General features: G+C 75.1%; 12 protein-coding genes. 8 read left to right on the top strand and 4 right to left on the bottom strand.

All coding sequences use genetic code 11. The features are described from left to right. Nucleotides 1-598 precede the first annotated feature (598 nt). From cysK to ACWGKI_RS07685, 4 genes are all read left to right on the top strand, one after another. Complete coding sequence (cysK, locus tag ACWGKI_RS07700) at nt 599-1,534, top strand: cysteine synthase A (RefSeq protein ID WP_380244355.1); 936 nt, start codon at nt 599-601, stop codon at nt 1,532-1,534. Nucleotides 1,535-1,583: 49 nt separating this feature from the next. Beyond that, nucleotides 1,584-2,195, top strand: a complete 612-nt coding sequence (gene epsC, locus ACWGKI_RS07695) for a serine O-acetyltransferase EpsC (protein ID WP_380244358.1) — start codon at nt 1,584-1,586, stop codon at nt 2,193-2,195. A 138-nt stretch (nt 2,196-2,333) separates the two neighbouring features. Further along, nucleotides 2,334-2,687: a GntR family transcriptional regulator gene (locus ACWGKI_RS07690; protein ID WP_380244354.1), complete on the top strand. Its 354-nt coding sequence runs from the start codon at nt 2,334-2,336 to the stop codon at nt 2,685-2,687. Continuing rightward, nucleotides 2,684-3,700, top strand: coding sequence for a DUF1648 domain-containing protein (locus ACWGKI_RS07685; protein ID WP_452185999.1), 1,017 nt, complete (start codon nt 2,684-2,686; stop codon nt 3,698-3,700). Before ACWGKI_RS07690 ends, ACWGKI_RS07685 begins: the two co-directional genes overlap by 4 nt. Nucleotides 3,701-3,706: 6 nt before the next feature. Here the strand turns inward: ACWGKI_RS07685 and ACWGKI_RS07680 are convergent, their stop codons facing one another. Continuing rightward, a complete protein-coding gene (locus ACWGKI_RS07680; RefSeq protein ID WP_452185997.1) occupies nt 3,707-4,096 on the bottom strand; it encodes a hypothetical protein in 390 nt (129 codons plus the stop codon). 132 nt (nt 4,097-4,228) lie between these two features. On the opposite strand from ACWGKI_RS07680, the gene ACWGKI_RS07675 reads away from it, so the two are divergent. Then, on the top strand, nt 4,229-5,365 hold the full coding sequence (locus ACWGKI_RS07675; protein WP_452186081.1) for an LLM class F420-dependent oxidoreductase: 1,137 nt from the start codon (nt 4,229-4,231) through the stop codon (nt 5,363-5,365). Here ACWGKI_RS07675 and ACWGKI_RS07670 read toward each other — a convergent pair. Further along, entirely contained in the window at nt 5,362-5,805 is a 444-nt protein-coding gene (locus ACWGKI_RS07670; protein ID WP_452185995.1) for an MGMT family protein, read from the bottom strand. The two genes, ACWGKI_RS07675 and ACWGKI_RS07670, sit on opposite strands and share 4 nt — an antisense overlap. Nucleotides 5,806-5,902: 97 nt before the next feature. On the opposite strand from ACWGKI_RS07670, the gene ACWGKI_RS07665 reads away from it, so the two are divergent. Further along, on the top strand, nt 5,903-7,210 hold the full coding sequence (locus ACWGKI_RS07665; protein WP_452185993.1) for a GNAT family N-acetyltransferase: 1,308 nt from the start codon (nt 5,903-5,905) through the stop codon (nt 7,208-7,210). A gap of 11 nt (nt 7,211-7,221) precedes the next feature. Continuing rightward, nucleotides 7,222-8,235 (top strand): phosphotransferase, encoded by a 1,014-nt coding sequence (locus ACWGKI_RS07660; RefSeq protein WP_452185991.1) that lies wholly within the window; start codon nt 7,222-7,224, stop codon nt 8,233-8,235. Here the strand turns inward: ACWGKI_RS07660 and ACWGKI_RS07655 are convergent. Beyond that, entirely contained in the window at nt 8,226-9,242 is a 1,017-nt protein-coding gene (locus ACWGKI_RS07655; RefSeq protein ID WP_452185989.1) for an Fpg/Nei family DNA glycosylase, read from the bottom strand. The genes ACWGKI_RS07660 and ACWGKI_RS07655 overlap by 10 nt on opposite strands. A 1-nt stretch (nt 9,243) precedes the next feature. Continuing rightward, nucleotides 9,244-9,711: a ribose-5-phosphate isomerase gene (locus ACWGKI_RS07650; protein ID WP_380244347.1), complete on the bottom strand. Its 468-nt coding sequence runs from the start codon at nt 9,709-9,711 to the stop codon at nt 9,244-9,246. Between the two features lie 50 nt (nt 9,712-9,761). Here ACWGKI_RS07650 and ACWGKI_RS07645 point away from each other — a divergent pair, with 50 nt between their 5' ends. Then, nucleotides 9,762-11,774: a M13 family metallopeptidase gene (locus tag ACWGKI_RS07645; protein ID WP_452185986.1), complete on the top strand. Its 2,013-nt coding sequence runs from the start codon at nt 9,762-9,764 to the stop codon at nt 11,772-11,774. Nucleotides 11,775-11,807 lie beyond the last annotated feature (33 nt).

The raw sequence follows: 11,807 nt of genomic DNA, 5'->3' as shown, positions 1-11,807 counted from the left end.
GGGGGGCGCGTCCCCCTCATCGGCCCCCCCCCCCTGCCACACACCGGCGCCCCCCCCCCCCCCCCCCGCGCCCCCCCCCCCCCCCCCGGGGGGGGCCCCCCCCCCCCCCCCCCGCCACCGCGCCTCCTCTGCGCGCCCCTTCATCTCTTCGGCACCCCGGCCGCTCCCCCCATGCCTGCTTGCCCCCCGTCGCCACCTCGTCATCACTCGACCCATCGATCGTGCCGATGGATGAGATGCGCCTTGTCGATCGGTCGCCGCCTGGCTAGGCTCGGCGCCGCAGCCAGCGACAGCACCCACGCAGCTTGAGGAGGGCCGGGCATGACGACCACCGTCTCCCGCGTCGCCCCCTCGTCCGCCCGCAGGACGGTGCCGGCGTCGACGCTCCGCACCCTGGCGTGCGCCGCGGCGACGACGCCGCGATGCTGTCGATAGAGCGCCCACGCCACGTCCGACCCGCCCGCAGGCGGGTCCCCGGCGACCGTGCGGCGCTCGCACCGCCCCGCCGCCGGCCCTGGCCGCCCGCTCCACGAGCGACGCGATCGCAGGCCGCGCTCTCACCGCACCCGCCCGCACGCACCTCCCGAGAAGGATCACCATGGCACGCATCTACGACGACGCGACGAAGCTCATCGGCCGCACCCCGCTCGTTCGGCTCAACCGCCTGACCGCCGGACTCGACGCCACCGTCGTCGCCAAGCTCGAGTTCTACAACCCCGCCAACTCCGTGAAGGACCGCATCGGTGTCTCGATCATCGACGCCGCGGAGGCGTCGGGCGCCCTGCAGCCCGGCGGCACCATCGTCGAGGGCACGTCCGGCAACACGGGGATCGCGCTCGCCTGGGTCGGCGCCGCGCGCGGCTACAAGGTGGTGCTCGCGATGCCGGAGACGATGTCGAAGGAGCGCCGCGCCCTGCTGCGCGCCTACGGTGCCGAGCTGGTGCTCACGCCTGGTGCCGAGGGCATGAAGGGTGCCGTGGCCGCGGCCGAGAAGATCGCCGCGGAGCGGCCGGGCGCCATCCTCGCCCGCCAGTTCGCCAACGAGGCCAACCCGAAGATCCACCGCGAGACGACGGCCGAGGAGATCTGGGCCGACACCGACGGCGCGGTCGACGTCGTCGTGGCCGGCATCGGCACGGGCGGCACGATCACCGGCGTCGGCGGGGTGCTCAAGGAGCGCAAGCCCGAGGTGCGGATCGTGGCGGTCGAGCCCGCCGAGTCGCCCATCCTCAACGGCGGGAACCCCGGGCCGCACAAGATCCAGGGCCTGGGCGCGAACTTCGTGCCGGAGATCCTCGACACCTCGGTGTACGACGAGGTGCTGGACGTCGACGCCGAGACCTCCGTCGAGCTCGCCCGCCGTGCGGCGAAGGAGGAGGGCCTGCTGGTCGGCATCTCCTCGGGCGCCGCGATCGCCGGGGCCCTGGAGGTCGCGAAGCGTCCGGAGAACGCCGGGAAGCTGATCGTCGTCGTGATCCCCGACTTCGGCGAGCGGTACCTGTCCACGATCCTCTACTCGGACCTGCTGGACTGACGTGGCGAGCCGTCGCACCGACCCCGTCGACGGCGAGGTCGACCACCCGATGCCCACAGGTCACCGCCCCGGCCTGCGGCACCTGTTCGAGATCCTCGCGGAGGACCTCGAGGCCGCGCACGCCCACGACCCTGCGGCGCGGTCGCGCTTCGAGGTCGCGCTCGGGTACCCGGGCGTCCACGCCGTCTGGGCGCACCGGCTGAGCCACCGCATGTGGCACCGGCCGGGCCTGCGGCTGCCGGCCCGGCTGCTGTCCCAGACCGCGCGCTGGGTCACCGGCATCGAGATCCACCCCGGGGCACGGATCGGCCGGCGTCTGTTCATCGACCACGGCATGGGCGTGGTCATCGGCCAGACGGCGGTGGTGGGTGACGACTGCGTGCTCTTCCACGGCTCCACGCTGGGCGGGCGGTCGATGACGCGCGGCAAGCGTCATCCGACCCTGGGTGACCGGGTCATGGTCGGTGCGGGCGCGAAGATCCTCGGGCCCCTGTGGATCGGCCACGACGCGCAGATCGGCGCGAACGCGGTCGTCGTCCACGACGTGCCCACGGGCATGGTCGCGGTCGGGGTGCCCGCCCACGCGCGCCACCCCGGCCATCGGCCGGACCACGGCCAGCACGTCGAGGACGCGTCCGAGCTGCTCGAGTACGTCATCTGACGCCCCCGCACCCCGCGGCACGGCCCGCGCACCCCTGCTCCGGCAGGCGGCGCGCGGGCCGCCGTCGTTCCGGGCGGCAGGCATGCCGTTGCTGGTGCCGATTGTGATAGTTCCAGTAGAACAACTAGCATGTGCGCCATGCTCTGGAGGATCGATCCCGGCGCGGCCGAGCCGCTGTACGCACAGCTCGTGGCTCAGGCGCGCCTCGGGGTCGCCCGCGGGGACCTGCGCCCGGGCGAGCGACTGCCCGCGGCCCGCGAGCTCGCCGCCTCGCTCGACCTCAACGTCCACACGGTGCTCAAGGCCTACCAGGCGCTGCGCGACGACGGGCTGATCGAGCTGCGCCGCGGCCGCGGGGCGGTCGTGACAGGTGCCGGCCCAGACCTGAGCCACGTGGAGCGCGCGCTGGCCGACCTCGTCGCCGCCGCCCGTCAGGCCGGCCTGTCCGCCGAGACCACCACCACCCTCGTCAAGGAGGCGCTGCACCGATGACCGCGACGCGACGCACGACCCCCGACCCCGCGCCGGAGACCTGGCGCGCCCTCGCCCGACGGACGATGGGGTGGGCCACGGCCGCCGGTGCCGCGCTGGCCCTCGCGGCGGTCGTGATCGCCTGGACGTGGCTCGACGAGCTGCCCGCCCAGGTCGCCTCCCACTGGAGCGGCGCCGGTGCCCCCGACGGCTTCACGGCGCCACGCGGCTACATCCTGGTCTTCGCCGCGCTGGCCGCGGGCCTCCTGGTGCTCTTCTGGCTCATCGGCACCGTGGCCGGCAGCGCCGCGTCCACCCGCCGCCTCGCCGCAGGCGGGAGCGTCTGGTCGGGCGGCATGGCCGGCGGCGCCCTGCTCACGACGCTCGCCCCGCAGCGCGGACTGACCGACGTCTCGCAGGTGACCGACCCGGGTTGGGTGACCGCCCTCGTCCTGCTCCTCCCGCTCGTGCCCGCCGTGCTCGCGGCGGCCCTCGCGCCTGGCGATGCCCCGCTCCCGGCCACGGGCGCCGTCGCGGACGACGCCCCGCGCACCACCCTGCGGGACGGCGAGCGCGCGGTCTGGCTGCGGCGCGCGACCGGCGGGCCCGGCCTGGCCGTCGGCATGGCCGCGATCCTCGTGACCGCGGCGCTCGCCGTGGCCCTGGCCACCTGGGCCCTGCTCGCGATCCCCGTGCTGCTGGCGGGGCTCTTCGCGGCCATGTTCGCGTTCACCGTCCGGGTGGACGGCTCCGGGCTGACCGTGCGCTCCGTGCTCGGATGGCCGGGCACGCGGGTGCCGGCGGACGAGGTGCTCGCCGCTTCGGTGGTCGAGGTCCGGCCGTTCGCGGAGTTCGGCGGCTGGGGGTGGCGTGTCGGCCGCGGCGGACGGGTCGGTGTGGTGCTCCGCGCAGGCGAGGCGCTCCTCGTCGAGCGCACCGGCGGCCGCTCGCTCGTCGTCACGATCGACGACGCCGCCACGGGCGCGGCACTGCTCAACACGGTCGCCGACCGTGCGCGCCCGGCGACGGACTGACCAGGCTCAGCCGAGCAGCTCCGGGTGGGCGGCGGCGACCCGGCGGGGCGCCTTCGCGAGCCACCCGTCCACGAGAAGCTCGTGCACCGCGTCCGTCGAGGACGCCTCGAGGCGCACCAGGACGACCGCGACGCCGTCGAGGTGCGGGATCGTGAAGGCTTCCGGCCGCGCGGCGAGCACGGCCTCCTTCTCGCCGAGGTCGTCGACGACGACGGCGAGGATCGGCCCCGAGGGCACCGGGGCGTCGTCGAACCGGCGCAGGTCGGCCTTGCTGAACGGCCGTTCCCAGGCGAACACCCGTCCGGCCACCGCCCAGGCGCGGTTCCGGAACGTCGTCGTCTCGGCAACCTCGGGCAGCGCCATGGCGGCGCGGGCCGCGTCGTCGATCGTCGCCATGCCCCGAACCTAGCGTGGCGACCGCCGCGCGCACGGCGTCGGCTAAGGTGTGACCGGAGTTACCCCATACTCCGGGTACCAGACACACCGAAGGTCCCACTCGACGAGGAGCACGCCCGCCCCATGAGCCCCCTGCGCATCGGCATCCAGACCGGCTACTGGTCCCGCAAGCCCCCGAAGGGCATCGTCCCCGCGCTGGTCGCGGCCGAGGCGCTGGGGCTCGACTCGGTGTGGACCGCGGAGGCCTACGGGTCGGACGCGTTCACCCCCCTGGCCTGGTGGGGGTCGCGCACCCGCCGCCTCCGGCTCGGCACCGGCATCGCCCAGATGGCCGCCCGGACCCCCACGGCCACCGCGATGCAGGCCATCACGCTCGACCACCTGTCCGGAGGCCGGTTCGTGCTGGGACTCGGCGCCTCCGGCCCGCAGGTCGTCGAGGGCTGGTACGGCCAGCCCTACCGCCGTCCCCTGGCGCGCACCCGGGAGTACGTGGACGTCGTGCGCCAGGTCTTCGCCCGCGAGCGCCCGGTGACCGCCGACGGCGAGTTCTTCCGCCTCCCCCTGCCCGCCGACGCTCCCGGCGCCACGGGCCTCGGCAAGGCGCTCAAGCCGACCGTGCACCCCCGCCGCCGCGACATCCCGATCGTGCTCGCCGCCCAGGGCCCGAAGAACGTCGCCCTCGCCGCGGAGATCGCCGACGGCTGGATGGCCGGCTTCTACGCACCGCGGGCGGACGCCGAGCACCGGGAGCTCCTGGCCTCCGGCTTCGCCCAGCGCGCCGACGAACGCAGCGCCGCCGCCGACTTCGAGGTGCTCGCCACCGTCCCCGTGGTCGTGCGGGACGACGTCGAGGCCGCCGCCGACGTCATCCGCCCCCACATCGCCCTCTACGCGGGCGGGATGGGATCGAAGGAGGCCAACTTCCACAAGGACTCTCTCGACCGGCTGGGCTACGCGGCGCAGCTCGACGAGGTGCAGGCGCTCTTCCTCGCCGGCCGCCGGGAGGACGCCGCGCGCGCCGTGCCCACCGAGCTGGTGGAGGAGATCGCCCTCGTCGGTCCCGCGGAGAAGGTCGCACGCGACCTGGCCCGCTGGGACGGCACGGCCCTGACCACCATGCTGCTCCAGGGCGACCCGTCCTCGATGCTCACCGTGCTCGCGGCGTCGCAGGCTGCCCGCACGGACTCCGGCGGCGGTACCCCGCTGGGTGCGCGCGTCCGCGCGACCGCCGGCTCGATGGCGGCCCGCGTCGCACCCTCGAAGGCCTAGCCCGCCGCGCCGCCGCCCTCGTCCGCACCCTCGTCCTCGGGGAACCACACGGCCCGGCGCAGGTCCACGCGGCGGCCGTCCCGCGACAGCGGGCACCCCTCGGCCCGCAACGCGTCGAGCGCGGCGGTGAGGTGGCGGGCGGGCGGCGCGCCGGACGCGTTCACCACCCGCCACCACGGCACCGGGTGGTTGTCCTGGACCGGACCCACGACCGCCGCCCCCTCGGGCACGAGGTGGGCGTAGCGGTCGCCGGAGCCGGCCATGACCTGACCGACCTGCCGCGGGCCGCCGCGGCCCAGCCGCTCGCCGACGATCTCCGCGATCAGGCCGTACGTCATCGCACGGCCGGACGGAATGCGTCGCACCAGGGCGAGGACGGCGGCGGCATACTCGTCGGGGCCGTCCAGCGGCTCCTCGATCTCCTCGGTGGGTGCAGGCACACCGCGACCCTACGGGCACGCGCCGACCGTCCGCGCAGGCGGGCCCGGCCTCGGAATTCCGCTGGCACACGGTCGCGCGCCGCGTCACGATCGGGCGGTGACCGCCGACCCCGCACCGCGCCCGCTGCCCTCCGGGCACCGCTCCCGCCCGCTCACCCCCGACGACCGGCACGCCCTCCTCGACCTCGACACGTGGGCGTTCCCCGACCCGCACTCCGTCGACGAGTTCGACGCGCTCGGTCTCCCGCTGAGCTGGGAGCGGACGATCGGCGTGGAGCGGGAGGACCGCACCGGGGCGGACGCCGCGCTCGCCGCCGTGCACTCGTCCTACCCCTTCAGCCACTTCCCCGTCCCCGGCGCCACGCTGCCCACCGCAGGCCTCACGTGGGTGGGCGTGCACCCGCAGCACCGCCGCCGCGGACTCCTCACCGCGATGATCGACCAGCACCTGGCGCGTTGCCGCGAGCGTGGCGAGGCCGTATCCGCGCTGTTCGCGGCGGAGGCCGCCATCTACGGCCGGTTCGGGTACGGCAAGGCTGCGGACGACCTGCGCGTCGCCGTCCCGCGCGGCGCCGCCCTGCGCGACGTCCCCGGCGCCGCGGAGCACACCGTCCGCGTGGAGCACGCCGACCGCGCGCGACACGGCGAGCTCGTCGCGCGGCTGCACCGCTCCCCCGGCCTGCCGACGGCCACGGGGATCAACCGTCCTGGCTGGGCGACCCGGGAGACCGACGCCCAGTGGGACAGCTACTGGTCGGACCCGAAGTCCTTCCGGTCGGCCGGACGCGAGTCGTTGCGGATCGTCGTCGTCGAGCGCGACGGCGAGCCGCGCGGGTACGCGACGTTCCGCCGCACCCTCGACTGGCAGGTCACCGGGCCGCGCGGCACCGTGCACGCGGGCGAGGTGGTCGCGCTCGACGCGGCGGCGGCCCGCGCCCTGTGGGGCGTGCTGCTGGACCTCGACCTCATGAGCACCACCGAGCCCTTCCTGCTGCCCGTCGACGACCCGATCACGGCCCTGCTCGTCGACCCGCGTTCCGCCGCACCCCGCGTCGCGGACAACGTGTGGGTCCGCGTCGTCGACGTGCCCACGGCCCTCGCCCGACGCCGCTACCAGGCCGACGTCGACGTGGTCCTCGGCATCACCGACGCCCGGCTGCCCGACAACGCGGGGGCGTGGCACCTGCGGGCCGGCGCCTTCGAGGAGGCCTCGTGCGAGCGCACGGACGCCGCGCCCGACCTGGAGCTCGACGTCCGGGAGCTCGGCGCCGCCTACCTCGGCGGCGGGTCGCTCGCTGCGCTCGCGGGCGCGGGCCTGGTCGTCGAGCGCTCCCCGGGCGCGCTCGCGCGCACGAGCGCCGCGTTCGGCTGGCCGCTCGCGCCCGCGTGCGGCTGGGTCTTCTGACGGCGGACGGCGTGACCACCGACACCGGCGCGTTCACACGCACGGTGACCTCCGAGGCGTGGCGGGCAGAGGTCACCGCGTGGGTCCATGACGCGCTCGGCTCCCAGGGGCTGCTCCCCGACGGCCCTGCGCGCCAGACGCGCGTGCGCCCCTGGTCCACGCTGCTCGTGCTCGACACCGACGGCGGCCGCGTCTGGTTCAAGGGCGGCTGCCGGGCCGCTTCGCACGAGCCCGCGCTGCAGCGGCTGCTGGCCGAGATCGCGCCCGACCAGGTCGACGTCCCCCTCGCCGTCGAGACCACGCGCGGCTGGTTGCTCACGGCCGACCGCGGGGCGACCCTGCGCGAACGCCGGGAGCCGACCGCTGCCGACTGGTCGGCCGTGCTGACCGGCTTCGCACGCCTCCAGCAGGACGTCGCCGCGCGCGGCCCGGAGCTCCGGAGGACCGGCCTGCCCGACTGCTCCCCCGCGACCGTGCCGGGCCGCTTCGACGTCGTCCTGGACCGCCTGCGCACGCTGCCGTCCGCGCACCCTGCGCACCTCGACGAGGCCACCGCCGCCGCGCTGGACCGCGCGCGCCCTGCCGTCGTCGACGCGGCCGCCGTCCTCGCGGCGAGCCCGCTGCCGGCAACCCTGCAGCACGGCGACCTGCACCCGGGCAACGTCTTCGAGGTGGACGGGCAGCTGCGGGTGTTCGACCTCGGCGACGCGCAGTGGGCCCACCCCCTCGAGGTGCTCGAGGTGTCGTCGGCGGTCGCCCGGAGCGGCAGCGTGGCGTGGGCGCCCGTCGAGGCTGCATACCGGGAGCAGTGGGCGCACTGGCTCGCCGTCCGCGGGCTCCCGCCGATCGACGACGACCCCCACCGCGGGTGGGCCGCCCTGCGGCGCGCCGCGGGCACGGTGCACGCCGTCAACCGGTCGTGGGCGTGGTGCGGCGCGCTCGCGGAAGCCACCGACGCCGAGTGGTCGGAGTGGGGCGAGGCCCCGGGCCGCCACCTGTCCGGGCTCTTGCGAGATCAGGCCTGACAGATCCCGCACCAGAAGAGGTTGCGCCCGGCGAGCTCCTTGGTGAGCACGGGCGACCCGCAGACCCGGCACGGCAGCGTGTCGCGGTGGTAGACGTAGAACGACGCGTCCCGGGGCACGGCGCCGTCGTCACCGTCCGTGTTCTGGCGCGTGACCCGCCCGCCGCCGTCCGGCACGCGGTCGGCGGGACGGGTGGTGACGATGGCCCCGTGGTCGGCGCCGTCCCGCATGAGGACGACCAGGTCGTCCCAGATCGACCCGAGCACGGCCGCGGGCACGTCGCGGCCGGGTCGCCAGGGGTCGACCCCGGCACGGAACAGGACCTCCGCGCGGTAGATGTTCCCCACGCCGGCGATCACCGCCTGGTCCATGAGCTGCTGGCCGACCGTCACCCGCGAGCGCCGCACCCGCGCGACGAAGGCCGCCCGGGCCTCGTCGAGCGACCCACGACCCCCGTCCGCCCGGATCGGGTCGGGACCGAGGCGCGCCTCGACCGCCGCCTTCTCGGTCCCGGTGAGCACCTCGCACGCCGTCGGGCCGGTGAGGTCCGCGACGGCGTGCGTCCCGAGCAGGCGGAGCCGGACCGCGCCCCGCGGGGCGGGCGGGGCCCACGCTCCGTCGTCGCTGACCCGGTCGTCCGCGCCGGCCACGCCCGGCACACTGTCAGGGGCGGGAGCCGGCATCGTCTCCCGCTCCCCGATGCGCCGTCGCGGCGCCCCGATCGCGTGCACGACCTCGGCGCTGCCGTCCCCGGCGAACGTCCAGGCCCCGTAGAGACCCAGGTGCACGCGGAGCCAGCGCTCCTCGCCGCGGCCGCCCGGCAGGTCGGGCACGAAGCTGCAGAACAGCTGCTTGCCCCACGCCTCGGCGCTCGCCAGGCGGCGGCCGTCGAGCAGCGCGGCCCCTCCCGCGAAGCGGCCCTGGGGGCTCGACACGGTCAGCGCCTGACCGCCGAAGAGCGCGTCCAGGGCCCGCGCGAGGCGGTGGACGGTGTGCCCCTCGGGCACGTCAGGAGATCGTGGAGACGTCGTGCGACGCCTCGTACGCGGCCAGCTTGTCGATGCGGCGCTGGTGGCGGGCGTCGCCGCTGAACGGCTCGGCGACGAACGCCTCGACGAACGACGTGGCCTCCTCGCGCGAGTGCATCCGGCCGCCGACGGCGATGACGTTGGCGTCGTTGTGCTGACGGCCCAGGCGGGCGGTCTCCAGCGACCAGGCGAGCACCGCGCGCACGCCGGCGACCTTGTTCGCGGCGATCTGCTCGCCGTTGCCCGAGCCTCCGATGACGATGCCGAGCGAGCCCGGCTCCGCCACGACGGCCTCGCCCGCGGCGATGCAGAACGCGGGGTAGTCGTCCAGCGGGTCGTACTCGTGCGCCCCGTGGTCGACGACGTCGTGCCCGGCGGCGCGCAGGTGGTCGACGAGGTGGGTCTTGAGCTCGTAGCCGGCGTGATCGGCGGCGATGTGCAGACGCATGGACACATTCTCCCCCACACCAGGTCGGTGCCGCGCCGTAGGGTGACGCCATGACTGCCGACGCCACCGGGCTGCGGTCCGGTATCGACCTGTCCGCCCTCGACGAGGACGTCCGCCCGCAGGACGACCTCTACCGCCACGTGAACGGGCGGTGGCTCGCCCAGCACGAGATTCCCGCCGACCGCGCCATGGACGGCGCGTTCCGGGCGCTGCACGACCTCTCGGAGGAGCGGGTCCGTGCCATCATCAGCGACCTCGCGGCCACCGAGGACCTCGACCCCGCGTCCACGCCGGCGAAGATCGGCGCGCTGTACGCGAGCTTCCTCGACACCGACCGCGTGCAGCAGCTCGGCACGGCGCCCGTCGCGCCGGAGCTGGCGCAGATCGTGGACGCCACCTCGCCCGCGGAGCTGGTCGACGTGCTCGGGGCGCTCCAGCGCACGGGCGGCGGCGGCGCCGTGGCGTTCTACGTCGACAACGACGCGAAGGACCCCGAGACCTACGTGACGTACCTCGTGCAGGGCGGTCTCGGCCTCCCGGACGAGGCGTACTACCGCGAGGACCAGTACGCCCCCGTCCGGGAGAAGTACCTGCCCCACCTGGCGCGCATGCTCCGCGTCGCGGGCGTCACGGCGAGCTCGGCGTGGTCCGCCGACCCCGAGGACGCCGCGGCCCGCGTGCTCGCCCTCGAGACCAAGCTCGCCGCCCACCACTGGGACGTCGTGCGCGACCGCGACGCCGACCTCACCTACAACCCGATGACGCTCGCCGACCTCGTCGAGCAGGCGCCCGGCTTCGACTGGCGCGCCTGGGCCGCTGCCCTCGGCGCGCCCGCCGGGTCGCTGGACGCGCTCGTCGTGCGCGAGCCGTCGTTCGCCACCGGGTTCGCCGAGCTGTGGCGCTCCGAGCCCCTCGCGGACTGGAAGCTGTGGGCCGCCTACCACCTGCTCACCGCTCGCGCGGCCTACCTCGACGAAGACACCGTCGAGGCCAACTTCGACTTCTACGGCCGCACCCTCTCCGGCGCGCAGGAGGTCCGCGACCGCTGGAAGCGTGGCGTCGCGCTGGTCGAGCGGGCGCTCGGCGAGGCGGTCGGCGAGCAGTACGTGCAGCGGCACTTCCCGCCGGAGCACAAGGAGCGCATGGACACGCTGGTCGCGAACCTCGTGGCCGCGTACCGCGAGTCCATCGAGCAGCTCGACTGGATGACCCCGGAGACCAAGGTCAAGGCGCTCGCCAAGCTCGAGCGGTTCACCCCCAAGGTCGGCTACCCCGTGAAGTGGCGGGACTACGCCGCCCTCGAGGTGGACGCCGCCGACCTGGTCGGCAACGTCCGGCGCGCCCACGCGTTCGAGCAGGACCACGAGCTCGGCAAGATCGGCCGCCCGATCGACCGCGACGAGTGGTTCATGACCCCGCAGACGGTCAACGCCTACTACAACCCCGGCATGAACGAGATCGTCTTCCCCGCCGCGATCCTGCAGCCGCCGTTCTTCGACCCGGACGCCGACGACGCCGTGAACTACGGCGGCATCGGCGGCGTCATCGGGCACGAGATCGGGCACGGCTTCGACGACCAGGGTTCGAAGTACGACGGTGACGGTCGCCTCGAGGACTGGTGGACCGAGACCGACCGCACCGAGTTCGAGAAGCGGACCTCCGCGCTCATCGCGCAGTACGACGCGTTCCGGCCCGAGCAGCTGCCCGAGGACGGCCCGCACGTCAACGGCGCGCTCACGATCGGCGAGAACATCGGAGACCTCGGCGGTCTGTCCATCGCCATCAAGGCGTACCGCATCGCGCTCGGGACGTCGCTCGACCAGGCGCCCGTCGTCGACGGCCTGACCGGCCTCGAGCGGGTCTTCCTGGGCTGGGCCCAGGTGTGGCAGTCCAAGGGCCGCGACGAGGAGATGGTCCGGCGCCTCGCCACCGACCCGCACTCACCGAACGAGTTCCGCTGCAACGGCGTCGTGCGCAACGTCGACGAGTTCCACGCCACCTACGGCGTGGGGCCCGACGACGCCCTCTGGCTCGCCCCGGAGGACCGGGTCCGCATCTGGTGAACGACGGTGGCCGCCGACCGCACGCGCGGTCGG

Source organism: Isoptericola sp. NPDC055881 (assembly GCF_053615895.1).
The sequence above is the reverse complement of the archived record's forward strand: the minus strand, read 5'-3'. Positions and strand labels throughout refer to the sequence as shown.

What these genes read in the sequence shown, in the direction of transcription:
- cysK (WP_380244355.1), top strand. Translation starts at nt 599, where the DNA reads ATGGCACGCATCTACGACGACGCGACGAAGCTCATCGGCCGCACCCCG.
- epsC (WP_380244358.1), top strand. Translation starts at nt 1,584, where the DNA reads ATGCCCACAGGTCACCGCCCCGGCCTGCGGCACCTGTTCGAGATCCTC.
- ACWGKI_RS07690 (WP_380244354.1), top strand. Translation starts at nt 2,334, where the DNA reads ATGCTCTGGAGGATCGATCCCGGCGCGGCCGAGCCGCTGTACGCACAG.
- ACWGKI_RS07685 (WP_452185999.1), top strand. Translation starts at nt 2,684, where the DNA reads ATGACCGCGACGCGACGCACGACCCCCGACCCCGCGCCGGAGACCTGG.
- ACWGKI_RS07680 (WP_452185997.1), bottom strand. Translation starts at nt 4,096, where the DNA reads ATGGCGACGATCGACGACGCGGCCCGCGCCGCCATGGCGCTGCCCGAG.
- ACWGKI_RS07650 (WP_380244347.1), bottom strand. Translation starts at nt 9,711, where the DNA reads ATGCGTCTGCACATCGCCGCCGATCACGCCGGCTACGAGCTCAAGACC.
- ACWGKI_RS07645 (WP_452185986.1), top strand. Translation starts at nt 9,762, where the DNA reads ATGACTGCCGACGCCACCGGGCTGCGGTCCGGTATCGACCTGTCCGCC.